The sequence below is a fragment of the Streptomyces ficellus genome (genome assembly GCF_030406405.1).
GTDB classification, from domain to species: Bacteria; Actinomycetota; Actinomycetes; order Streptomycetales; family Streptomycetaceae; genus Streptomyces; species Streptomyces ficellus_B.
In genome coordinates this window covers 39,454-61,777 of sequence record NZ_JAUEPL010000037.1, presented here as the reverse complement: position 1 = coordinate 61,777, position 22,324 = coordinate 39,454, and the positions used below count along the sequence as shown (strand labels likewise).

The window sequence follows — 22,324 nt, the reverse complement described above, 5'->3', positions numbered from 1 at the left end:
CGTCTGGAGCGTCCGGAGCGCCGGCGCGCCGGGCGCCTCAGACGCGGCCGCGGCACAGCTCCAGCATCGTCATCGCCAGCGAGGTGCCCGGCTTGCCCAGCGCGTCCCTGTAGTGGGCCAGCACCTCCATCTCGCGCGCCAGGTTCACGCGCCGCCCACCGGAGGCGATCCGGGCCTCCTGGATGACGGCCGAGACGGCCACCCGTTCCTGGATCAGACCGATGATCCGGTCGTCGAGCGCGTCGATGCGCTCACGCGCGCCGGTGATGACGTGCGCGGCCTCGTCGGTGCGGGCGCCGGTCCTGTCGGTGGCGGGGGTGTGCAGCACGGTCATGGCGGGGCTCCTCGATCGGTGAGCGGTGCCCCGGGCGGCGACGCGGTCCGGAAAACGACAGGCGCCCCGGACCTTGTCGGCCCGGGGCGCCTGGGAAGTCGCTTGTCAGTGGCTCAAGCAGCACGACCATGGCAGCCGGACGGGCCCGGTGCCATAGGTAAAGACGAAGGTCGAGAGCTTGCGCATGCGGCAAGTATGGACCATCCGCCCATCGGGACAACCCCGGGTTCGGATGGTGAGACGAAAGCCCAGGGAGGCAGGCCGGTAGAATCGACATACAGCCCCCTCCTCCCACGCCGGAAGGCCGCCGTAGTGTCCTCAGCGAATCCCGCTGCCGCGCCCGACGCCGTACTCGTCGTCGACTTCGGCGCGCAGTACGCCCAGCTCATCGCCCGCCGCGTCCGTGAGGCCCGGGTCTACAGCGAGATCGTCCCGTCCACCATGCCGGTGGCCGAGATGCTGGCCAAGAACCCGAAGGCGATCATCCTCTCCGGCGGCCCGTCCTCCGTGTACGAGGAGGGTGCCCCCCAGCTCGACCGCGAGATCTTCGAGGCCGGCGTCCCCGTCTTCGGCATGTGCTACGGCTTCCAGCTCATGGCCACGACCCTCGGCGGCACCGTCGACAACACCGGCGCGCGGGAGTACGGGCGTACGCCGCTGCACGTCAGCAAGACCAGCTCCACGCTCTTCGAGGGCACCCCGGCCGAGCAGCCGGTGTGGATGTCGCACGGCGACGCCTGCTCCGCCGCCCCGGACGGGTTCACCGTCACCGCGTCCACGGACGTCGTGCCGGTCGCGGCCTTCGAGAACGACGAGAAGAAGCTGTACGGCGTGCAGTACCACCCCGAGGTGATGCACTCCACGCACGGCCAGCAGATCCTGGAGCACTTCCTCTACCGCGGCGCCGGCCTCCGTCCCGACTGGACCACCGGCAATGTCATCGAGGAGCAGATCGAGGCGATCCGCGCCCAGGTCGGCGAGAAGCGCGCCATCTGCGGCCTGTCCGGCGGTGTCGACTCCGCGGTGGCCGCCGCTCTCGTACAGAAGGCCATCGGCTCCCAGCTGACCTGCGTGTACGTCGACCACGGCCTGATGCGCAAGGGCGAGACGGAGCAGGTCGAGAAGGACTTCGTCGCGGCGACCGGCGTCCAGCTGAAGGTCGTCGACGCGCAGGAGCGGTTCCTGGAGGCGCTCGCCGGGGTGTCCGACCCCGAGGAGAAGCGGAAGATCATCGGCCGCGAGTTCATCCGGGTCTTCGAGCAGGCCCAGGCCGAGATCGTCGCCGAGGCGCCGGACGACCACCCGGTCGAGTTCCTCGTCCAGGGCACGCTCTACCCGGACGTCGTGGAGTCGGGCGGCGGCACCGGCACCGCCAACATCAAGTCCCACCACAATGTGGGCGGCCTGCCCGAGGACCTCGAGTTCAAGCTGATCGAGCCGCTGCGCAAGCTGTTCAAGGACGAGGTCCGCATGGTCGGCCAGGAGCTGGGCCTGCCGGAGGAGATCGTCCAGCGCCAGCCCTTCCCCGGCCCGGGTCTCGGTATCCGGATCGTGGGCGAGGTGACGAAGGAGCGCCTGGACCTGCTGCGCGAGGCCGACGCGATCGCCCGCGAGGAGCTGACGGCGGCCGGCCTGGACGGCCAGATCTGGCAGTGCCCGGTGGTGCTGCTCGCCGATGTCCGCTCGGTGGGTGTGCAGGGTGACGGCCGTACGTACGGTCACCCGATCGTCCTGCGCCCGGTCTCGTCCGAGGACGCGATGACGGCGGACTGGACGCGGATGCCGTACGACGTGCTGGCGAAGATCTCGACGCGGATCACCAATGAGGTCAAGGACGTCAACCGGGTCGTGCTCGATGTGACGTCGAAGCCGCCGGGCACGATCGAGTGGGAGTAAGTCCCCCGGTTCGATACGAAGCCGTCGCTCACTTCCTGTGGGCGGCGGCTTCGAGCGTGAAGTCGTCGTAGTGGAAGCCCGGGGCGACGACACAGCTGACGAGGACCGGCTCGTCGCCCGCCGGCTCGGCGGACTGCCAGACGCCCGCCGGGACGAGGAGCTGCGGCTGTTCGCCGGTCTCGACGGACGGGCCCAGCACGAGGTCCCAGGGCTCGGACGGGGCATCGCCCTCGCCGCCCAGGGACAGCCGCAGCGGGCCGCCGCGGTGCCACAGCCACACCTCGTCCGAGCGCACGCGGTGCCATCGCGACGTCTCGCCCGGGTGGAGCAGGAAGTAGATCCCGGTGGCGTAGGGGCGGGGCCCGGGGTAGCCGCCCGGGGTGGTGGAACCCGCCGTCCGCCAGGTCTCCTTGAACCAGCCGCCCTCGATGTGCGGCTGGAGGCCGAGGAGGCGGACAAGGGGCGAGGTCGCTGCGTCGTCGGTCATGGGGGCATTGTCCGGCATCGCCTCGGGCCGACCGCACGCTCCGGCCCCAACTCCCGGGACAGGCGGTCAACTTGGGGCATTCGGTTTCACTCCTGGGTGAGGCATGGGTGGGCGCGGCCGGTGGCGTTCATACGAAAGACTTCCTTTTCCTTGTCGGGTGGTCGAGGCATGGGAAGGGGCCGCCATGGCGGTGCACGAGGCGACGCGGTGCGGCGGATGTACGCACGGGGCACGCGAGGAGCACCGGCGGGAGGTCGCCGCGTTCCTGGCCCGGCGCGACCAACTGGCGGCGGGCCGGGGGATACCCGAGGGCGCGTCCCGGCAGTGGGTGTCCGACGAGCTCGCCCGGTCCGCCCGTACGCTCGCCGACCGGGGCAGGGCGCTCGGTGAGGCCTGGCGGTACCACGCGGTGTGGCGCGGCTCGCTGTACGTGGTGTGGGGCGGCGTCGCGGCCCTGCTGTCCGGGCAGGCGGTCACCGCGGCGGCCGGTGACGGATGGACTCCGGCCCGGACGGCGGGGCTCCTCACCGCGCTGGTGATGGGCGTGCTGCTGACCGGGGCGGCACGGGTCCACCGGGCGTACGGCGGGCTCCTCGCGCCCCTGATCGGCGAGGACGACCGGCTGTCGACGTCGCGGGCGGTCGCCGCCGGGTGGGTGCTCCTCGCGGTCTTCGCGGTGCTCCACCTCACGCTCCAGGGGGCCGCCCGGGGCGCGGTCCGGCTGGAGGAGGGTGCCCGGCTGCTGACGGTTCTGGCCGTGGTGTGCGCGGTGGTGGTCGCCGTACGCAGGGTCGTGACGGCCGGGTTCTCGGGCAGCGGCTCCAGAAGGTGCGTGCGGAGCGGCCGCGCGCCGCCGACCTGCTGTGCGACGACGCCGGTCGGGGCAGCCTCGCCGACGCGCAGTACGTCCTGGTGTCGGCGTTCGCGGTGCTGTTCGCGGCCGTCCGGCTCATCCGGCGCCCCGGCGAACTGCCGCAGCTGCCATGGGCGCTGGTCATCCTGGTCGTCCTCTCGGCCGCCGCCTACCTGGCCGCCAAGTGCGCGGAGGGCGTCCGGCCGGTGATCCTCTCCGTGGTGCGCGTCCAGGAGACCGGCACCCCGGACGCCCCGATCCGCACGGGCGACGACATCGAGATCCGGGGCGCCGGCTTCGTACCGCCCGGGGCGGCGACGCCCGCCCATCTCACCCGCACGGTGGTCCGTATCGGCGCCGTCCATGTCCAGGTGCCGCTGGTCCCCGCGCAAGGCGGCTTCACCAACCCCACCGACACCACCCTCACCGTCCCGGTCCCGGCGGACGTGCCCCCCGGCTGGACGGACGTCCAGGTCATCACGGCCTCGGGCGCGGTGACGAACCGGGTCGTCATCGACGTCACCGGCTCCTAGCCCGAACCGGTCCTGCCGTGGGCGCGCGCACCCGAGCCGGCGTGCGCCCGAGCCGGCGTGCGCCTGAACTGACGTGCCTTCCGACGCGTATCCATAGGAGGGGACCCGCCCATAGGAGGGGACCATCGGTTCCGGGGACAGCCGTGTGGAGAGGCAGGCCGGCAATGACGCACACCTACCGGGCGAGAGCGACCTACGGGGCCGGCGCCGACGAGCCGCGCGGCCGGCGGGCGACCGCCTCCCGGTACGCCCTGCTGCCCCTGCGGCTCTTCCTCGGCGTCACCTTCGTCTACGCCGGTCTCACCAAGCTCACCGACGAGCGGTTCATGGCCGCGTCCGGTACCGGCTCGATCGGCGACCTCATGCGGTCCGTCCGGGACTCCTCGGCCGTGCCCTTCCTCATCGACCAGGCCCTGAAGAACCCGGAAGTGTCCGGATACGCCATCGCCTTCGGTGAGCTGGCAGTCGGCATCGGGACGCTCCTCGGACTGCTCGCGCGGCTCGCGGCGGCCGGCGGGGCGCTCATATCGCTGAGCCTGTGGCTGACCGTGAGCTGGCAGTCCACCCCGTACTACTACGGGAACGACCTCGTCTACCTGATGGCCTGGGTGCCGCTGGTGCTGGCCGGTGCCCCGGTGCTGTCCCTCGACGCCGCCCTGGCGTCGCGCCGCCGCCGGGCGCGGTAGCCGATCCAGCTGGCGAGGCCCGCCAGGACCAGGCCGGACGACAGCAGCGGTATCACCGCGTACCAGGGGGTGTGCCAGGCGCCCGCGGCGTCGCCTCCGTACAGCGCCGCGACGGCCAGGCCCGAGGCGCCCGCGACCAGCCGTCCCGGCCGGAACTCATGCCGCCACCGGGGGCGCGGCTCACGCCGGTCGGGGCGCGGCTCACGCCGGTCGGGGCGCGGCTCACGCCGGTCGGGGCGCGGCTCACGCGACTCACGACGCGGCACGGGTGACCTCCACCAGTCCGAGCGCGACCTCCAGGGTGAGGTCGAGCGTGCCCGCCGGGGCGCTGCCCTTGGGCGGGGCGATCGTACGCACCCTCTCCTGGTCCGGGGCGACGTCGACCTCCCCCGGCCGGTCGCCCGGCAGCCGCACGTCGCCGAGCCCGACCTGGGCGGACACCGTCACCGTCACGTCCTTCGGTACGACCACCTCCAGCCGGCCGGCGCCGACCTCGGCGGAGGTGCGCACGGTCCGCTCGGCCGGAACGGTCAGGCCGGACAGGTCCAGGGTGCCGGCACCCGTGCCCAGTTCGTACCGGGGCCGCACGTCCGCGGCGGTCGCCGGCTTCCAGTCCGTACGTATCCACTCCGTGTCGATCTGACGGGGCACCAGCGACGCGGCCGCCAGCAGCAGCGCCGTGACCACCGTCAGGAACACGGTGCCGAAACCGGTCCGGCCCAGGAACGCGCTGACCACCAGCCCGAGCGCGAGCACCGCCAGTGCGCACGCCAGCCCCGTTTGCAAAGACGTCCCGAGCGGCTGCGACCCCCAGGACAGGCCCGTCCCCAGCCCGCCCGCCACCAGGGCCAGCAGGAAGACCGGGCCGCCGATGGAGCGCGGGCCACGGGAGGCGGCGGGCGGCCCCCCGGTGCGCGCGGGCCCCCGGAGGACCGCGTCCTGTGTCTCCGCCCCGTCCTCCGGCCCCCACAGGTAGCCCAGCGGGACCGGTCCCGACGTGCCGTCCTTGATGATCGGCTCCCGCCACCAGGACGGGGACTCCGGCGGTGGTGGCGCCTTGGTCTCGGGCGGCGCCTCCGCCACCGTGTGCGCCGTCGCGGGGGCCACCGCGGTCTCGTCGCCTTCGGCCGACCGGCGGCGCCACGACCACACGGCCGCGCCGCTGACGGCGATGACCAGCATGAGGGAGAAGGAGATCGTGCCGCCGTTGCCCAGCATCGACAGGAACAGTCCGCAGCCGACGAGCGCCATCAGGGCCGCGATGAGCGAGGAGCCGTCGACCCGGCCCGACACCAGCCGCCGCACCTCGTTCTCGTCCTCGTCGTCGGCCGTGATCAGCAGCCAGGCGAGGCCGTAGAAGACCAGACCGAGCCCGCCGGTCACGGTGAGCACCCCGACGGCCACCCGGAATATCACCGGGTCGAGGTCGAAAGACCGGCCGAGCCCGCCGCACACCCCGGCCACCACCTTCCGCCGCCGCGTGCGCCGCAGTGGCGGGCGCGGCGGTATTCCGGTGGCCCCGGGGCCGTCGCCGGGGGCGTGGCCGCCGACAGGGGCGGGGGTGGTGCTCGTCATGCCTCCATGGTGACGGCCCGTGAGCCCCGCCGGCACCTTCCGCGACCCTGGCCCGTCCCTGATATTCGCCCCCGGGATCAGGGTCGGAGTAGGGGGCCACCCTGATGTCGGAGCCTCCCGTGACGTGTGACGATCGGGGCATGCCCGTCGCCGCCCGCCCGACCGAGACCGACGATCCGCCCGTGCGCAAGCTGTACCGCAGCGCCGACGGGCGGATGCTCGGTGGTGTCGCGCGAGGACTCGCCGGCCACCTGGGGCTGCCCGTCGCCTGGGTGCGACTGGCGTTCCTCGCCCTCTTCATGGCCAACGGCATGGGCGCGCTGCTCTACGCCGTCTTCTGGATCGTCGTCCCCCTGGGCGTCGGGGGCAGGTCCGCCGAGCCGCGTTCCGTCTTCGAGACCACGCCCGAGGGGCGGCGCCGACTCCGCAAGCCCGACAAGGGCCAGATCGTCGCGCTCATCGCGCTCACCTTCGGCGCCATCGGCTTCGTCGGCAGCGTCGACCTGGGCAGCAGCGCCGGCCGGTACGTCTGGCCGACGCTGCTCGTCGGTGTCGGTGTCGTCCTGGTCTGGCGGCAGGTGGACAACGCCCGCCGCGCCCGCTGGACCGAGTCGGGCCGCCGCAAGCGGCTGTTCCAGCTGGCCCGGGGCCTCGCGGGCGTCGCGCTCGTCGGGATGGGCATGACCGCTTTCATGGTCGTGCGCGGCTCGGCCGCCCAGCTCGGCACCGCGCTGACCGCCGCCATAGCGGTCCTCACCGGGATAGCGCTGCTGGCCGGGCCGTGGCTGGTGCGGATGTCGCAGGACCTGTCCGAGGAGCGCACCATGCGCATCCGTGCCCAGGAGCGGGCCGAGGTCGCCGCCCACGTGCACGACTCCGTGCTGCACACCCTCACCCTGATACAGCGCAACGCCGACGACCCCGGCGAGATCCGCCGTCTCGCCCGCGCGCAGGAGCGTGAGCTGCGCAACTGGCTCTACAAGCCCGAGGGCACCGGCAAGGACGAGGCCGAGGAGCCCGAGACCCTGGCGGAGGCGGTCAAGCGGACCGCCGCCGAGGTCGAGGACACGCACGGCGTGCCCCTGGAGGTCGTGGTCGTCGGCGACTGCCCGCTGGACGAGAAGCTGGGGGCTCAGATGCAGGCCGCGCGCGAGGCCATGGTCAACGCCGCCAAGTACGGTGGCGGGGGAGGGGCGGTCCAGGTGTACGCGGAGGTCGAGGGCCGCACGGTCTTCGTGTCCGTACGGGACAGGGGGCCCGGTTTCGACCCCGATTCCGTACCCGCCGACCGGATGGGCGTACGAGAATCGATCATCGGCCGGATGCAGCGCAACGGCGGCACCGCGCGCATGCGATCGGTGCCGGGTGACGGCACCGAAGTGGAGCTGGAGATGGAGAGGGCGGACGGATGACCGACGAGACGGGGACGGCTCCCGCGGAGCGCCGGGTGCGGGTCGTGCTGGTGGACGACCACCGGATGTTCCGCACCGGGGTGCAGGCCGAGATCGGCCGGACCGAGACGACCGGCGTCGAGGTGGTCGGCGAGGCCGCCGACGTCGACCAGGCGGTCACCGTGATCACCGCGACCCGCCCCGAGGTGGTCCTCCTCGACGTCCACCTGCCGGGCGGCGGCGGTGTCGAGGTGCTGCGCCGCTGCGCGGGCCTGATGGCGGCCCCCGAGAACCCGGTGCGGTTCCTGGCCCTGTCCGTGTCGGACGCCGCCGAGGACGTCATCGGCGTCATCCGGGGCGGCGCCCGCGGATACGTCACCAAGACGATCACCGGCACCGACCTCATCGACTCGGTCTTCCGCGTCCAGGACGGCGACGCCGTGTTCTCGCCCCGGCTGGCCGGCTTCGTGCTGGACGCGTTCGCCTCCACGGACGCCCCGCCCGTGGACGAGGACCTGGACCGGCTCACGCAGCGCGAGCGGGAGGTGCTGCGGCTGATCGCGCGGGGATACGCGTACAAGGAGATCGCCAAGCAGCTGTTCATCTCCGTGAAGACGGTGGAGTCGCACGTCTCGGCCGTCCTGCGCAAGCTCCAGCTGTCCAATCGCCACGAGCTGACCCGCTGGGCGACGGCCCGCCGCCTGGTCTGAGGACCGCACGCCCGGGACCTCCGGGTCTTCCGGCGACTCCGGGGCCTCCGGGCGACTCCGGCTGGGGCAGCGCGAGGGCTCCGGCCGGGCAGGTGTGAGGCAACCGGTACATGGGCGTGGCAACCCGCACGGCCGAGGTGCCCTCCTATTCACCGTGATGAGCCTGACTGGTACCCCCTTCTTCGTGACCGCGGCCGTGCTGGCCGTGATCGCCGTCCTGCTGCCCCTGGCGCTGTGGAGCCGGGTGCGGGGGCCGGCCGTCCTCCGGGGCGCGATGCGGCTGGGCATGGTGGCGTTCGCGCAGCTCACGGCCATCGTCGTGGTCTTCGTCGCGGTGAACAACGTCAACGGGCTGTACGACAGCTGGGACGACCTGCTCGGCACCGGTGACCATGTCGACACCGCGATCGACCTCGGCCCGGACGGCATGGGCGGCAAGCGCGTCGCCGACCTGCCCAAGGTCAAGCAGACCTTCACACCCGTCAACGACGCCGACATGGGCCCGGGAGTACGGCGGACCACCCTCAAGGGGCGGGTATCGGGGGTGAGGGGCGAGGTGTACGTATGGCTGCCGCCGCAGTACGACGACCCCGCCTACAAGGACACGAAGTTCCCGGTCGTGGAGCTGCTCTCGGGCTTCCCCGGCTCGCCCACGTCCTGGTTCGGCAGCATGCGCGCCGGCCGGCAGCTGGAGCCGCTGATGCGCAGCGGCGAGGTGGCCCCGTTCATCCTGGTCGCGCCGCGCACCACCCTCCTCGGCCACACCGACACCGGCTGCGCCAACATCCCCGGCACGGTCAACGCCGACTCCTGGCTGAGTGTCGACGTACGCAAGATGGTCATGGACAACTTCCGCGCCGCCGACAAGGCCGACGGCTGGGCCGTCGTCGGATACTCGGCGGGCGCGCACTGCGCCACGAAGCTGACCATCGGGCACCCGGACCGGTACCGGTACGGGATCAGCATGTCCGGCTACAACGACCCGGCCGACGAGCCGACCTCGCTCACCGCGAAGGACCCCGCGCTGCGGCACGCCAACAACCCGCTCACCATGCTGAGGACCGCCCCGGTCGCGCCCCGCGTCACGCTGCTGGTCACCGGGGACGGGGTCGACGGCTACCAGCAGGGCGTCGCGCTGCGGGACGCCGCCGAGGCCCCGACGCGCATCGACGTACGGCAGGTCTACGGCGGGCACCGCATCAGCACGTGGGTGCGCGAGGTGCCGTCGGCGTTCCGGTGGCTGACCGAGCAGTTCCGCCTCCAGGAGACGGCTACCGGCGGTATCGGCGGGACCGGGACGGGCGCCGGCCCCACCGGTCCTGGTACCGGTACCGGTACGGGTACCGGGCCGGGCACCGAAAGGTACGTCGGCGGGACGCTCACCGTCACCCGCCGCTAGCCGGCGCCCGTCACCCCACGCGTGTCGCGCCCGCCCACGGCATCTGGTCGATCGGCGCGATCCGTACGGGGGCGCCGGGGCGAGGGGCGTGGATCATCTTGCCGTCGCCGATGTAGAGGCCGACGTGGCTGATGCCGGAGTAGAAGAACACCAGGTCGCCGGGGGCCAGCTCGGAGCGGGGCACGCGCCGGCCGGCGCCGATCTGGGAGTAGGTCGTCCGGGGCAGGGACACCCCGGCGGAGCGCCACGCGGCCTGCGTGAGCCCCGAGCAGTCGAACGCCGACGGCCCGGTGGCGCCCCACACGTACGGCTTGCCGAGGGCTCCGTACGCGTACGAAACGGCCTGCGCGGCGCGGGAGTCGGGCATGCCCGGGGCGGTCGTGCGGGCGGGAGTCGGGGCGGGGGCCTCGGGAGCCGGGGGAGCCGGGGGAGCCGGGGGACGGTCGTACGCGGCGCGCTGGGGGGCCGTGAGCCGGTCGAGGAGCTTCTCGGCGGCGGCGATCCTGTCCTGGACGGTGGCCTTGTGGCGGCGCAGTTCGGCCTGCCGGGCCCTCAGGTCGCGCAGCCGGCCGGCGGCCTCGGTGCGCAGCTGGGCCAGTTCGGTGACCTGGCGCTGGAGGGCCGTGAGGGCGCCGGCCTGCCGGTCCCCCACGCGTTCGGCGAGCGCGGCGCCCCGGAGGTAGGTGTCGGGGTCGGCGGAGAGGGCCAGTTGGAGGGCGGGGTCGAGGCCGCCGGCCCGGTACTGGGCGGTGGCGATGGAGCCGAGCGCGGTGCGGGTGGTGTTGAGGCGGGCGGTGCGGCGGGCGGCCTCGTCGCGCAGCGCGTCCAGCGCCGCCCGGGCTTCGTCGGCCTCCTCCTTGGCGCCGTTGTACTTCTCGGTGGCCACCTCGGCCTCCCGGTACAGCCGGTCGGCCTCGGCCCTGACCTGGGCGGGGCCGCGGTGCGGCTCGGCATGCCCGGAGCCCTGGAAGGCGGTGGCGGTCGCCGCCCCGGCGAGCGCGAGGGTGGCGGCCGTGCGGCCTGCCGAGCCGCTCAGCGGGCGCTGTCTGGGCTTACGGTGCGCTGCCACGAGGGCGGTCACTTCCTTCCCGTCGGACGTGCCCCTGGGGACGGGGCCGGGTGCCCTGGCCGAAGGGCCGGCCGGGCACCTGGGGGAGGACGCTAAACGCGGGGGTCGTGGCGGAGCGGTGGCATGACCGTTATTGGCCGCAGGTGAGGGCACGGGTACGGATTCCGTACGGGACGACGCCCGCGGAACCCTCCATTCCGTATCAGTGGTGACCGATGCGACGAATGAGGCAACCCCGGCGCCCGGCCGGTGCTATGGCCCCGGCTAGGCTCCGGCCCATGGACGTACTCATCAATGTCTTCGTCGCCCTGCACATCATCGGTATCGCCTCCCTGTTGGGCGGCTTTCTGACGCAGATGAAGGCGATGGGTGAGGGCACGGCCCGCTTCGGCCCCGCGATGCTGCACGGCGCGCTGACCATGCTCGTCACGGGCATGGTCCTGGTCGGCCTCAACCAGGCCGACGACCAGGCCGTGAACAACGTCAAGATCGCCGTGAAGCTCGCGATCCTGGTCGTCATCCTCGGCCTGGTCTACGTCAAGCGCGACGAGGAGAAGGTGGACAAGGCGGCCTTCGGAGCCGTGGGCGGCCTGACCGTGGCCAACATCTTCATCGCGACGCTCTGGACCTGACCCCCGCACCGCCCCCACCCCCGAGTTCGCCCACCTGCTGCGCGTTGCCCCGTACCCCCGCCAGTGGCTCAGGCCGGGCGTACGCCGCTGTGGATCGGCATGGAGTGGACGGACTCCTCGCGGACGTTCGCACCGGGATTGGGAGCGTGGATCATCTTGCCGTCGCCCTTGTAGATCCCGACGTGGCTGATCTCGTCGCAGAAGAAGACCAGGTCGCCGGGGCGCAGGTCCTCCGTGGCGACGCGCGGGCCGGCCTTGGCCTGGTCCCGGGTGGTACGGGGGAGGTCGACGCCCGCCGCCCGCCACGCGGCCTGGGTGAGGCCCGAGCAGTCGTACGAGCTCGGGCCGGTCGCGCCCCACACGTACGGCTTGCCTATCTGGGCCTCGGCGAAGGCGAGCACCTTGGCCGCCTCGGGGGTGTACCCGCGGTCGTCCCGCGGCGGCTGCTCCTGCCGGTCCTGCTGCCCGTGCTGCTGCTGTTGTTGTTGCCGGTGGCGCGCGTGGGCCTCCTCCGCTTCCGTCTTCGCCTTCTCCTCCGCCCGGCGGCGGGCCTCCTCCGCCCGCTCGCGCTCCAGCTCGGCCAGCCGCTCCCGCTCCTCGGCCGTCAGGTGCGCCAGCAGGGCCCGCGCCTCGGCCAGCTTGCGCTGCACGGTCTGCTTGGTGGCCCGGAGGGAGGCCTGGGAGGCGGTGAGCGACTCCGGGCTCCACGTCGCCTCCGCCCGCCGCTCGGCGGCCCGCGCCTGCCGCGTCTGGTGGTCGGTGAGCGCCTGGTGGGGCCGGTCCGTGAGCCGGTCCATCGGCATCGCCTGGTCGGCGAAGGACTGCGGCGGGCTGTCCGCGAAGGCCAGCGCCGCGGTCGGGCTCATCGCGCCGGAGCGGTACGGGGCGGCCGCGTGGGTGCCGAGCGCCCGGCGGGAGTCGTTCAGGGCCTCCGTACGGCGGGCGGCGTCGTCCGGGAGAGCGCCGGCCCCCCGCCGCTGCTCGCCGGTGGCCTGCGGGGCCTTGTTGTACTGCCGCGTCGCCGTACCCGCCTGCCGGTAGAGGTCGTCGACCTTCCGCTGGACCTCCTCGACCGTCGGCGTGCGGTCCGGGTCACCCGGCGCGGCGGTCGCGCTCTGTGACGACAGCAGCGTGACGGAGGCCAGGGCGGCGGCCGTGGTGACCCCGACGGCGGGCGAGTGGGCTTGCAGGGTCTGCATGGTGCGCGTGCGCGGCTTGCGATGCGACGCCAAGGCCGGCATCTCCTTCCATGGACCGCCTACCGGGTCTGTCAGGTTCGGGCGGAACGGAAGGTGCCCTACGGCCGCGCCCGAGGGCCGCGGGCCGATTCACCTCGGTCGTACCTGGTGGGTCCCCGGTCCCGAACTGCCTCGGGGGCAGCGCGGATTCGGCGTGGGCGATCCGATTGGCGTGGTTCGCCGATGAGAGAACGGACCGCTTGGGCGAGCACGCTAGCCAACCTGTGGTGGTGCTGTGAAGGATGATGTTCGATATGCCCGATACATTTCCGTGACCTTGGCGTGATGTCGCCGGGTCCGTACGGAGCGTGACGAATCGCGTTCGTCCACGGGTGTCAGTGGGGCGGCCTAGACTCGATAAGCGATGAGCAGCCTCTTTGACGACAGCTTCCTGGCGGACCTCCGGAATCACACCTCCGAGGAGCCCCCGCCGCCGCCCGAGGACTCCGAGGGCCTCGGGGACCACGCCCCGGCCGCGGAGGAGGTCCCGCACGACCTCTTCGGGGACCGGTTCGACGTGCCCCCGGCCCGGGACGCCTACCACCGCGACGGCGCCCCGCGCACCGTCGTGGACCCCGCCGCGCTGCTGGAGGGACTGAACGACCAGCAGCGCGCCGCCGTCACGCACACCGGCTCCCCGCTGCTCATCGTGGCCGGTGCCGGGTCCGGCAAGACCCGGGTCCTCACCCACCGCATCGCCCACCTGCTGGCCACCCGGCACGTCCACCCGGGCCAGATACTGGCGATCACCTTTACCAACAAGGCCGCCGGCGAGATGAAGGAGCGCGTCGAACAGCTCGTCGGCCCGCGCGCCAACGCCATGTGGGTGATGACCTTCCACAGCGCGTGCGTGCGCATCCTGCGCCGCGAGTCCAAGAAGCTCGGCTTCACGTCGTCGTTCTCGATCTACGACGCCGCCGACTCCAAGCGGCTCATGGCGCTGGTCTGCCGCGACCTGGACCTCGACCCCAAGAAGTTCCCCCCGAAGTCCTTCAGCGCCAAGATCTCCAACCTGAAGAACGAGCTGATCGACGAGGAGACCTTCGCCGACCAGGCCGTCGACGGTTTCGAGAAGACCCTCGCCGAGGCCTACCGGATGTACCAGGCGCGGCTGCGCGAGGCCAACGCCCTGGACTTCGACGACATCATCATGACGACGGTCCACCTGCTCCAGGCGTTCCCGGACGTCGCCGAGCACTACCGCCGCCGCTTCCGGCACGTCCTCGTCGACGAGTACCAGGACACCAACCACGCCCAGTACACCCTGGTACGCGAACTGGTGGGCACGGGGTACGACGACCTGGCCCCGGCCGAGCTGTGCGTCGTCGGTGACGCCGACCAGTCGATCTACGCCTTCCGCGGCGCGACCATCCGCAACATCCTCCAGTTCGAGGAGGACTACCCGGACGCGACGACGATCCTGCTGGAGCAGAACTACCGCTCCACGCAGACCATCCTGTCCGCCGCCAACGCGGTGATCGAGCGCAACGAGAGCCGCCGCCCCAAGAACCTGTGGACGAACGCCGGCGCGGGCTCCCGCATCATCGGGTACGTCGCCGACACCGAACACGACGAGGCGCAGTTCGTCGCCGACGAGATCGACCGGCTGACGGACGCGGGCGAGGCGAAGGCCGGCGACGTCGCCGTCTTCTACCGGACGAACGCCCAGTCCCGTGTCTTCGAGGAGATCTTCATCCGCGTCGGCCTGCCGTACAAGGTCGTCGGCGGTGTCCGCTTCTACGAGCGCAAGGAGGTCCGCGACGTCCTCGCGTACCTGCGCGTGCTGGCCAACCCCGAGGACAACGTCCCGCTGCGCCGCATCCTCAACGTGCCCAAGCGCGGCATCGGCGAGCGCGCCGAAGCGATGATCGACGCCCTTGCGCTGCGCGAGAGGATCACCTTCCCGCAGGCGCTGCGGCGCGTCGACGAGGCGTACGGCATGGCGGCCCGGTCCGCCAACGCCGTGAAGCGGTTCAACACGCTGATGGACGAGCTGCGGACGATCGCCGAGTCGGGCGCCGGCCCGGCGGTGGTCCTGGAGGCCGTCCTTGAGCGCACCGGATACCTCGCCGAGCTCCAGGCCTCCACGGACCCGCAGGACGAGACCCGCATCGAGAACCTCCAGGAGCTCGCCGCCGTGGCCCTGGAGTTCGAGCAGGAGCGTGGCGAGAATTCCGGCACCCTGGCCGAGTTCCTGGAACAGGTCGCCCTCGTCGCCGACTCCGACCAGATCCCGGACGAGGACCAGGAGGGCTCCGGCGTCATCACGCTGATGACGCTGCACACCGCCAAGGGCCTGGAGTTCCCGGTGGTGTTCCTGACCGGCATGGAGGACGGCGTCTTCCCGCACATGCGCGCCCTCGGCCAGACCAAGGAGCTGGAGGAGGAGCGGCGCCTGGCGTACGTGGGCATCACCCGCGCCCGCGAACGGCTCTACCTGACGCGGTCGTCGATGCGCAGCGCGTGGGGACAGCCCTCGTACAACCCGCCGTCGCGGTTCCTGGAGGAGATCCCGGGCCAGCACCTGGAGTGGAAGCGCACGGGCGCGATGGCCAAGCCGGCCGGCCCCACCTCCGGCATCACGTCCTCGCTCTCCTCCTCCCGCTCCCGGTCCGGCCCCGCGGGCTTCGCCACGCGGCGTACGACCGACAAGCCGGTGATCTCGCTGGCGGTGGGGGACCGGGTGACGCACGACCAGTTCGGGCTCGGGACCGTCATGGCGGTGACGGGAGTGGGCGCGGACGCGCAGGCGACGATCGACTTCGGCGACGAGAAGCCGAAGCGGCTGCTGCTGCGGTACGCGCCGGTCGAGAAGCTGTAGCCGGCTGGCCAGTCGGTCGCGGAGCTGTAGCCGGCTGGCCAGGCCGGTCGCGGAGCCGCGGTCGGCCGAGAAGCTGTAGGCGTCGTCAGCCGGTCGGGTTGACGCCGTGGCTGCGCAGCCACGGCAGCGGGTCGATCGCGGCGCCGCCGCCGGGCCGTACCTCGAAGTGCAGGTGCGGTCCGGTGGAGTTGCCGGAGTTGCCCGAGTACGCGATGACGTCGCCGGCCTTGACCTCACCGGACCGGATCTTGGTACTGCTGAGGTGGCAGTACCAGGTCTCGGTGCCGTCCTTGGCGGTGACGATCGCCATGTTCCCGTACGCGCTGTTCCACTGGGTCCGTACGGTGCCGTCGGTCGCGGCCATCACGGGCGTGCCGTACTGGACGGGGAAGTCGATACCGGTGTGCAGGGACATCCAGTTGACGCCCGCCTGCCCGTAGTACGCGCTGAGCTGGTGCAGCTTGACGGGGAGGACGAACTTGGGGCGCATCGCCTCCCGGCGTGCCGCCTCCTCCTCGCGCTTCTTGCGCTCCGCCTCCTGGCGCGCCTTGAGGTCGATGCGCTCCTGGGTGCGGCTGGCGCGGTCGCCGAAGTCGCGGGCGTCGGCGCTGAGCGCGGCCAGTTGGGTGTCGAGCTGGCTGTTCGCGGCGACCGGTTGCACGGAGGCCGGGTCGGCGGCGGTGACCGCCTTGGCGTCGCTCTTGGCCTCGCCGGTGCTGTCGGAGAGGCCGCTGACGGACGCGGCGGCGATACCGGCCACGCCCATCACACAGGCGGACGGCACGGCGACGGTGAGGAGCGCGGAACGCTTGGCGGGGGTGCGGCGGCGGCCGCGGCTGCCGCTTCCGCCGGAGCGGCGGACGGGGCGGGGGACCACGGGCTGGGACGTGGCGTCCGGCTCGGCCGCGGTGTCGGAGCGGGAGTCGGTACCGGATTCGGCTCCGGCCTCGGCTCCGGCCTCGTTGTCGGTGTCCGCGTGCGGGTCGTCGGCCGGCTCGGCGGCCGCCGCGTAGTCGTACTGCTCCGGGATGGCGTACGTCTCGGTGGGCGCGGTGGCGATGTTCCAGGCGGTGGCGTCGTAGGCGCCGGTGTCGAAGGCCGCCGTGGCGGCCGTGTCCCACTGGCCGGTCGTGTCGTACGCCTGCGCCGGCTGCGCGGCGGCCTCGCTCCAGGCGCTGGCGTCCCACTGCCCGGTGTACTCGGAGTACTCGACGTACCCGGTGGTGTCCCACTGCTGGGTCGAGGCGGTCCACTGCGTGGTGTCGTACTGACCGCTGTGGATTGCGTCGTAGCCGCCGGGGTAACCGCCTTCGTAAGAGGCGGTCTGGTAGGCGGTGCCGTGGGCGCTCTCGCGGACGGTCTCGTACGTGCCGGGAAGGGCCCCGAAGAGAGGATCGGTGGCGAAGCTGCCGGTGTCGAAGCTACCCGTGGAATAGGCGTCGTCTCCGACGTACCCGGCGTGGGGGTGCTGGTCGTTCACCAACTTCTCTCTCGCCTCGGCAGCAGGACCAGATCTGGGCGGGAACCCGAGGAGGGGTCACCCAGAGGGGAAAGCAGTGGGCGCGACTGTACCCGGCGGTATGCGCAAGCGACAATCTTCCGCGGGTTTTAGGCCCGGGGGAAACGGGCATTCGGCCGCCTTTCGGCGGAGTGTGGGCACAGCTTTGGCCCTACGTTCGAGAACTGTTCGAAGTTTCGTTGCGTTGATTCAGGCCACGGACGCGGAACCGGAGGTTCCGGCAGCTGCTCCTCCGGACTCCAGCACATGGCGGATGCCGGCCGCGACCGCCGGGTGCACGGGCAGGGCGAGATGGCCGATGCCGGTGACGCGGATGTTCTCCGCGATCAGGTCCGGATGGTCGATGCGTGCCGTCTCCACCGGGACCATCACCTGGTCCAGATCGCTCCAGAAGCTGACGAAGCGTGTACGGCAGTGGGGCGCCGGCTCGCTCAACTCCCGCAGCACGGAAGAGCCCGGCCGCATCTGGCGCACCAGCGGATGCGCGCCGGCGAGCGGCGCGACGGTCGTACCGGAGTGGGGCGTACCGAGCGTGACCAGGGTGCGGACGCGGCGGTCGCCGCCGAGCCGCTGGACGTAGTACCGCGCGATCAGCCCCCCGAGGCTGTGCCCGACGATGTCGACCTCCCGGTGTCCGGTGCGGGCGCAGATCTCCTCCACATGGCGGCCGAGCAGCTCGGCGGCGGCGCGGATGTCGCAGGTCAGCAGCGAGTAGTTGAGGGACTCGAGGTGGCGCCGGCCGTGCCGGGCGAGGGAACGGCGCAGCAGGACGAAGACGGAGCGGTTGTCCACGAAGCCATGGAGGAGCACGGTCGGCGGGTGGGGGCGGCCGCTGGTGGGGAGCGGCACATCGGCGGTGGTGGCGGGACGGCGTTCCGGGGCGATGCCGGTGGGGTAGAGGAGGAGATGGCCGGCGAGGATCGCGAACTCCAGGGCGGTGGCCTTGATCAGCGTGACGGACAGCCGTAACGGAAGGAGCGGCAGTGCCTTCCAGGGGAGCAGGAACTTCATGGCCGACCTCCGAACGGCACACGAGGGACCGCTCTGTCCCCCGTACGCCCTTATGGGGCGCCGTGTCGGAGGGCGAGATCGGAGCCGTACCGCCGCGCCGCGCGGCTGGCGGCACGGTGGATACGACAACCCCGTTGCGGCTCCCCTGGCGATCGTCCCGGTCTCCTGTGGCCGGATGGGGCCGCCTGATGGGGGTACGACGCCGAGCGAACATGTCCCACGTGTGATTTCCCCCTCGCTATCCACCGCGAAACGGCCGGTTGCGGGATGCTGTCGATAACGTTCGTTCACCTCCCCGGGCATACAGGTACGGGGGACGCATGTGGAGGCACTGATGGGTGTGACCGGTCCGATCCGCGTGGTGGTGGCCAAGCCGGGTCTCGACGGCCACGATCGTGGCGCGAAGGTGATCGCGCGGGCGCTGCGTGACGCCGGTATGGAGGTCATCTACACCGGCCTGCACCAGACGCCGGAACAGATCGTCGACACGGCGATCCAGGAGGACGCGGACGCGATCGGCCTGTCGATCCTGTCGGGCGCCCACAACACGCTCTTCGCGAAGGTCCTTGAGCTGCTGAAGGAGCGCGACGCGGAGGACATCAAGGTCTTCGGCGGCGGCATCATCCCCGAGGCGGACATCGCGCCGCTGAAGGAGAAGGGCGTGGCCGAGATCTTCACGCCCGGCGCGACGACGGCGTCCATCGTTGACTGGGTCAACGCCAACGTCCGCGTCTCCGCCGAGGCGTAACGGCAGGGCGTAACGCCGGGGCGTAACCCCGGGCGCGGGGTGCCCAGGTGTAACGCCGGGGCGCTGGGCCGCCCGCGTTCGCGCTGGGTGAGCTTGCGTGGGGTCGGTGCCCGTGCCGGGTGGGTTCGGCGTCGGGCGCTGTGCGGGTGTCGGGAGGGCCCGTGTGCGTGTCGGGTGCGCCCGCGTGGGGTCGGTGCCTGAGGGACCCGTTTCCGGTGCGTCGTGCCGGGTGGGCCTGTGCCGCGTCGGCGGGGCGGTCCGGCCGGGCCCGTGTGCGTGGCGCCCCGCGTCCATGACGGGGTTGGCCGGGCGTGGACGCGTGCCGTTGGGGGCCGCTCCGGGGATCGTGTCCTGGGCTCTCCTTCGCAAGCTCGCTCGCTTACGCCCAGAACACGACCCACTGCGCGTCCCCCTTCGCCGGTGACCAAGGCCCGGCGCACGCCCCCGCGGCGCGTCACGGTGACAGTTCCGCCCGCATCGCCGCCCGGAGCCGCAGCGTCGCCACCAGCCGCTGGAAGGCTTCCGACCAGTAGCCGCCCGCCCCCGGCGACGCGCCCTCCGGTTCGTCCGGGACCGCTGTCAGGACCTCCAGGCGGTCGGCCTCCTCGGGGTCCAGGCAGCGTTCCGCGAGGCCCATCACCCCGCTGAAGCTCCAGGGGTAGCTGCCCGCGTCCCGGGCGATGTCCAGCGCGTCGATCACCGCGCGGCCCAGCGGCTCGGCCCACGGGACCGCGCAGACACCGAGCAACTGGAACGCCTCCGACAGCCCGTGCGCCGCGATGAAGCCGGCGACCCAGGCGGCGCGTTCGCCCCCGGGCAGGATGGACAGCAACTGGGACCGCTCGGCGAGCGAGGACGTGCCCGGGCCGGTCGCCGGCGGTGTGGCCGGCGGGCCGAGCAGGACGCGGGCCCAGGCGGCGTCCCGCTGCCGGACCGCCGCCCGGCACCACGCCGCGTGCAGTTCGCCCTGCCAGTCGTCCGCGACCGGCAGCGCGAGGATTTCCTCCGGTGTACGTCCGCCCAGCCGCGACGACCAGACGGTGAGTGGCGCCGATTCGACCAACTGGCCCAGCCACCAGGACCGTTGCCCCCGCCCCGTTGGCGGGTTGGGCAGGACACCGTCGCGTTGCATGCCCGCGTCGCACTCGTGCGGTGCCTCGACGACGATCACCGCGTTCCCGCCCGTACGGTCCAGGCCCACGCAGGTGGACGCCCGCTCGGCCATGCGCCCGGCGAGCGCCGAGTGCGGCAGCGCGGACAGCAGTTCGGCGGCGGTGGAGCGGACGTTGCGGCTGCGGTCGGCCAGGGCCTGTTCCAGGAAGGGTTCGTCCACGTCGGACAGCCCGTCGCGCAGCGAGTCCAGGAACATCAGCCGGTCCTCGGCCCGCTCGGTGGACCAGGTCGAGGCGAGCAGGGCGAGCGCGGCGCCGGGATCGTGGGACCGTACGGCGCCGAGCAGGGCGACCCGCTCGGCGAACAGACCCTCCTCCCACAGGCGCCGCACGGCCTCCTCGTCGTCCGGCGAGGGCAGCGCCGTCCTGCATGAGGCGCCGCGCAGCGCGAACTTCCAGTCGGGATTGAACCGGGCGAGCCACAGCCCGCGGGGCCCGGCGAACGCCAGCGCCGCCGGGCGCAGATCGGTGCGTGCCCGTGCCGCGTCCAGCAGCGCGGGCAGGACGGACGCCGGCGCCCGGTAGCCGTGCCCATTGGCGGCGGCCAGCCACTGCGGGAGCAGCTCCGTGAGGTCGGGCGCGGTGCCGCGTCTGCCGCCGGAGGCTGCACCGGAACGGTCCGCGAGCAGCCGCCCCAGCCGGCGCCGGGCCGCCTCGGGAAGCGGCGGCCGGTCGTCGTGCGGTGCCGGTTCGGGCAAGGGGGCGGCGGGCGCCGGCACGAGGCCCGCCCTGCGCCGTACGGTGTGCAGCGCGGCGGCGTCCAGCAGGGCGACCGGCGCGTCCTCGCCGGGCGCCAGGACGTCGGCGGCCGGTGTGCGGCGGTCGGTGCCCAGCAGCGCCGAGGTGACCAGGTCTTCCCAGGTCGTGGTGGTCATCGAATCCTCCCTGCGTCAGGTCAGCGCGACCGTCTCGGGCGTCTCCGCGGACCAGGCGGTCAGCGGGGTGAAGCCTCGGTGCCCGCACTCGCCGAACACCGTCACGGGCCCGCCCCCGGACAGCGCGGTCAGCCGCCACAGGCCGGGCCGGGCGAGCGCTGCGGGGGAGAGCGGCAGCGCGTGGCCGCCGTCCGCGTCGGCGACCTGCCAGCCGCCGTCCTGGCCCGGCACGGGTATGACGCCGCTGAGCGTCACCGGCCAGGAGTCCAGCCACGGGTCGTCCCGCAGGGCCAGCCCGTAGGCCGCCGCCGCGTCGGTCACGGACCCGCCCGGCGGCGGTGCCTCGTGGGGGACCGGCGGCGAGAACTGGGTGCCCAGCTCGGCCCGCAGTTGTCCGGCGCCCGGGTACGGCGTGACGTCCGCGTCGATGGCCACCCCCACGGGAAGGGCCAGTTGGGGAGCCCTGCCCGCCGCGCCGAAGGAGAGCAGCAGTGCTGTTCGCCCGCTGTCGCGCCCGTACAGCCAGACGCGGCGCGTGGTCAGCTTGCCGTCCGAGGTGTCGTACTGGGCAAGGACCGACCAGCGGTCGCGCACGGCCGGGCCATCGGCGGGCACCGTCAGCCCGACCCGCGTGCGGACCGTCACGGCCAGCGGGCCGGGTAGCCGCTCGATGCCCAGCCACGCGCGGTCGAGCAGATGCGTCAGCGCGCATTCCTCCAGCAGCCGCACCGGCCAGCCGGGCCCCGAGCCCGGTATCGCCCCCAGGTCCCTGACCCGGCCGGCCAGACCGGGCGCCTGCGCGTCGACCATCCGGGCCGCGGTCTCCTCCCACAGCCCGTACCCCGACCGGTCGGCGGAGGCCAGCCCGCCGCGCAGCAGATCCGCCAGCCGCTGCTCCAACTCCTCGGCTCCGGCGGTGATGCGCGCCGCCCGCTGCTCCGCCCGGCGCCGCGCCCCTTCCGGATCGGCGCTTGTCGTGGGCGGTCCGCCGCCCGCGTCCCCTCCCTCTTTCCCGGCCGCGCGTGCGCGCCGGCCCTCCAGCCACTGCCCGGCCCACTCCGGCACGTCGGAGCGGCGCACGGCGCCCTCGTCCGCCGCCCAGAGCAGCAGCAGCCCCAGCGCGTGTTTGCACGGAAACTTCCGGCTCGGGCAACTGCATTTGTAGGCGGGGCCCGTGGTGTCGACGATCGTCTGGTACGGCCTGCTTCCGCTGCCCTTGCACAGCCCCCAGAGGGCCCCCGTGCCATCACTGCCGCCGCCCGACCACGGTCCGGCCGCACCGAGTCTGCTTCCCGCTCTGCGTGAGGCGTCGTCAGGAGCCAGGGCCAGCACCTGTTCCGCCGTCCAGCGCACCCCCTGCTGATTCATGGGAACG

The 22,324-nt window shown here is 72.8% G+C and carries 18 protein-coding genes, 1 pseudogene and 1 riboswitch; of the genes and pseudogenes, 9 read left to right on the top strand and 10 right to left on the bottom strand.

The window, feature by feature from the left end; genetic code table 11:
- Positions 1-37 precede the first annotated feature (37 nt).
- Positions 38-334, bottom strand: coding sequence for a chorismate mutase (locus QWM81_RS22280; protein WP_290114024.1), 297 nt, complete (start codon positions 332-334; stop codon positions 38-40).
- 312 nt (positions 335-646) lie between these two features.
- On the opposite strand from QWM81_RS22280, the gene guaA reads away from it, so the two are divergent.
- The gene (gene guaA / locus QWM81_RS22275; protein ID WP_290114023.1) at positions 647-2,230 is read left to right on the top strand and encodes a glutamine-hydrolyzing GMP synthase; all 1,584 of its coding nucleotides are present in this window, start codon (positions 647-649) and stop codon (positions 2,228-2,230) included.
- Between the two features lie 28 nt (positions 2,231-2,258).
- Here the strand turns inward: guaA and QWM81_RS22270 are convergent, their stop codons facing one another.
- Positions 2,259-2,717 (bottom strand): cupin domain-containing protein, encoded by a 459-nt coding sequence (locus QWM81_RS22270; RefSeq protein WP_290114021.1) that lies wholly within the window; start codon positions 2,715-2,717, stop codon positions 2,259-2,261.
- Positions 2,718-2,901: 184 nt separating this feature from the next.
- Here QWM81_RS22270 and QWM81_RS22265 point away from each other — a divergent pair.
- Together QWM81_RS22265 and QWM81_RS22260 are read left to right on the top strand one after the other, a co-directional pair.
- Positions 2,902-4,103: pseudogene (locus tag QWM81_RS22265) on the top strand (hypothetical protein).
- 164 nt (positions 4,104-4,267) lie between these two features.
- Positions 4,268-4,789: a DoxX family membrane protein gene (locus QWM81_RS22260; protein WP_290114020.1), complete on the top strand. Its 522-nt coding sequence runs from the start codon at positions 4,268-4,270 to the stop codon at positions 4,787-4,789.
- Here QWM81_RS22260 and QWM81_RS22255 read toward each other — a convergent pair.
- Positions 4,696-5,055, bottom strand: a complete 360-nt coding sequence (locus tag QWM81_RS22255; RefSeq protein WP_353938335.1) for a hypothetical protein — start codon at positions 5,053-5,055, stop codon at positions 4,696-4,698. The genes QWM81_RS22260 and QWM81_RS22255 overlap by 94 nt on opposite strands.
- Positions 5,042-6,364: a PspC domain-containing protein gene (locus tag QWM81_RS22250; RefSeq protein WP_290114019.1), complete on the bottom strand. Its 1,323-nt coding sequence runs from the start codon at positions 6,362-6,364 to the stop codon at positions 5,042-5,044. The genes QWM81_RS22255 and QWM81_RS22250 overlap by 14 nt, the downstream gene beginning before the upstream one ends.
- A gap of 140 nt (positions 6,365-6,504) precedes the next feature.
- Here QWM81_RS22250 and QWM81_RS22245 point away from each other — a divergent pair, with 140 nt between their 5' ends.
- The 3 genes from QWM81_RS22245 to QWM81_RS22235 all read left to right on the top strand — a co-directional run bounded on the left by QWM81_RS22245 (position 6,505) and on the right by QWM81_RS22235 (position 9,864).
- On the top strand, positions 6,505-7,776 hold the full coding sequence (locus QWM81_RS22245; protein ID WP_290114018.1) for an ATP-binding protein: 1,272 nt from the start codon (positions 6,505-6,507) through the stop codon (positions 7,774-7,776).
- Positions 7,773-8,465, top strand: coding sequence for a LuxR C-terminal-related transcriptional regulator (locus QWM81_RS22240; protein WP_290114017.1), 693 nt, complete (start codon positions 7,773-7,775; stop codon positions 8,463-8,465). The genes QWM81_RS22245 and QWM81_RS22240 overlap by 4 nt, the downstream gene beginning before the upstream one ends.
- A 157-nt stretch (positions 8,466-8,622) precedes the next feature.
- On the top strand, positions 8,623-9,864 hold the full coding sequence (locus QWM81_RS22235; protein WP_290114016.1) for an alpha/beta hydrolase: 1,242 nt from the start codon (positions 8,623-8,625) through the stop codon (positions 9,862-9,864).
- A 10-nt stretch (positions 9,865-9,874) separates the two neighbouring features.
- Here the strand turns inward: QWM81_RS22235 and QWM81_RS22230 are convergent, their stop codons facing one another.
- The gene (locus QWM81_RS22230; protein ID WP_290114015.1) at positions 9,875-10,933 is read right to left on the bottom strand and encodes a C40 family peptidase; all 1,059 of its coding nucleotides are present in this window, start codon (positions 10,931-10,933) and stop codon (positions 9,875-9,877) included.
- Positions 10,934-11,211: 278 nt separating this feature from the next.
- Between QWM81_RS22230 and QWM81_RS22225 the strand changes: the two genes are divergently transcribed.
- On the top strand, positions 11,212-11,565 hold the full coding sequence (locus tag QWM81_RS22225; protein WP_290114014.1) for a hypothetical protein: 354 nt from the start codon (positions 11,212-11,214) through the stop codon (positions 11,563-11,565).
- Positions 11,566-11,633: 68 nt separating this feature from the next.
- On the opposite strand, the gene QWM81_RS22220 is transcribed toward QWM81_RS22225, so the two are convergent.
- On the bottom strand, positions 11,634-12,806 hold the full coding sequence (locus QWM81_RS22220) for a C40 family peptidase (protein WP_290114013.1): 1,173 nt from the start codon (positions 12,804-12,806) through the stop codon (positions 11,634-11,636).
- Positions 12,805-12,968: riboswitch (cyclic di-AMP (ydaO/yuaA leader) on the bottom strand. It overlaps the preceding gene by 2 nt.
- Positions 12,969-13,167: 199 nt before the next feature.
- Here QWM81_RS22220 and pcrA point away from each other — a divergent pair.
- Complete coding sequence (pcrA, locus tag QWM81_RS22215) at positions 13,168-15,624, top strand: DNA helicase PcrA (protein ID WP_290114011.1); 2,457 nt, start codon at positions 13,168-13,170, stop codon at positions 15,622-15,624.
- An 85-nt stretch (positions 15,625-15,709) separates the two neighbouring features.
- Here pcrA and QWM81_RS22210 read toward each other — a convergent pair whose 3' ends face one another.
- Together QWM81_RS22210 and QWM81_RS22205 are read right to left on the bottom strand one after the other, a co-directional pair.
- Positions 15,710-17,104 (bottom strand): peptidoglycan DD-metalloendopeptidase family protein, encoded by a 1,395-nt coding sequence (locus QWM81_RS22210; protein ID WP_290114010.1) that lies wholly within the window; start codon positions 17,102-17,104, stop codon positions 15,710-15,712.
- Positions 17,105-17,332: 228 nt separating this feature from the next.
- Entirely contained in the window at positions 17,333-18,154 is an 822-nt protein-coding gene (locus tag QWM81_RS22205) for an alpha/beta hydrolase (protein ID WP_290114009.1), read from the bottom strand.
- Positions 18,155-18,488: 334 nt separating this feature from the next.
- Between QWM81_RS22205 and icmB the strand changes: the two genes are divergently transcribed.
- A complete protein-coding gene (icmB, locus tag QWM81_RS22200) occupies positions 18,489-18,902 on the top strand; it encodes a coenzyme B12-dependent isobutyryl CoA mutase small subunit (protein WP_290114008.1) in 414 nt (137 codons plus the stop codon).
- 454 nt (positions 18,903-19,356) lie between these two features.
- On the opposite strand, the gene QWM81_RS22195 is transcribed toward icmB, so the two are convergent.
- Together QWM81_RS22195 and QWM81_RS22190 are read right to left on the bottom strand one after the other, a co-directional pair.
- Positions 19,357-20,949 (bottom strand): DUF5691 domain-containing protein, encoded by a 1,593-nt coding sequence (locus QWM81_RS22195; protein ID WP_290114007.1) that lies wholly within the window; start codon positions 20,947-20,949, stop codon positions 19,357-19,359.
- 15 nt (positions 20,950-20,964) lie between these two features.
- Positions 20,965-22,317, bottom strand: coding sequence for an SWIM zinc finger family protein (locus QWM81_RS22190; RefSeq protein WP_290114006.1), 1,353 nt, complete (start codon positions 22,315-22,317; stop codon positions 20,965-20,967).
- Between the last annotated feature and the right edge of the window lie 7 nt (positions 22,318-22,324).

Bases quoted from the DNA above. Each gene is read 5' to 3' on its own strand.
- QWM81_RS22245 (WP_290114018.1), top strand. From the start codon at position 6,505: ATGCCCGTCGCCGCCCGCCCGACCGAGACCGACGATCCGCCCGTGCGC.
- QWM81_RS22270 (WP_290114021.1), bottom strand. From the start codon at position 2,717: ATGACCGACGACGCAGCGACCTCGCCCCTTGTCCGCCTCCTCGGCCTC.
- QWM81_RS22240 (WP_290114017.1), top strand. From the start codon at position 7,773: ATGACCGACGAGACGGGGACGGCTCCCGCGGAGCGCCGGGTGCGGGTC.
- QWM81_RS22260 (WP_290114020.1), top strand. From the start codon at position 4,268: ATGACGCACACCTACCGGGCGAGAGCGACCTACGGGGCCGGCGCCGAC.
- QWM81_RS22235 (WP_290114016.1), top strand. From the start codon at position 8,623: ATGAGCCTGACTGGTACCCCCTTCTTCGTGACCGCGGCCGTGCTGGCC.
- pcrA (WP_290114011.1), top strand. From the start codon at position 13,168: ATGAGCAGCCTCTTTGACGACAGCTTCCTGGCGGACCTCCGGAATCAC.
- QWM81_RS22220 (WP_290114013.1), bottom strand. From the start codon at position 12,806: ATGCCGGCCTTGGCGTCGCATCGCAAGCCGCGCACGCGCACCATGCAG.
- QWM81_RS22190 (WP_290114006.1), bottom strand. From the start codon at position 22,317: ATGAATCAGCAGGGGGTGCGCTGGACGGCGGAACAGGTGCTGGCCCTG.
- icmB (WP_290114008.1), top strand. From the start codon at position 18,489: ATGGGTGTGACCGGTCCGATCCGCGTGGTGGTGGCCAAGCCGGGTCTC.
- QWM81_RS22225 (WP_290114014.1), top strand. From the start codon at position 11,212: ATGGACGTACTCATCAATGTCTTCGTCGCCCTGCACATCATCGGTATC.
- QWM81_RS22250 (WP_290114019.1), bottom strand. From the start codon at position 6,364: ATGACGAGCACCACCCCCGCCCCTGTCGGCGGCCACGCCCCCGGCGAC.
- QWM81_RS22280 (WP_290114024.1), bottom strand. From the start codon at position 334: ATGACCGTGCTGCACACCCCCGCCACCGACAGGACCGGCGCCCGCACC.
- QWM81_RS22205 (WP_290114009.1), bottom strand. From the start codon at position 18,154: ATGAAGTTCCTGCTCCCCTGGAAGGCACTGCCGCTCCTTCCGTTACGG.
- QWM81_RS22195 (WP_290114007.1), bottom strand. From the start codon at position 20,949: ATGACCACCACGACCTGGGAAGACCTGGTCACCTCGGCGCTGCTGGGC.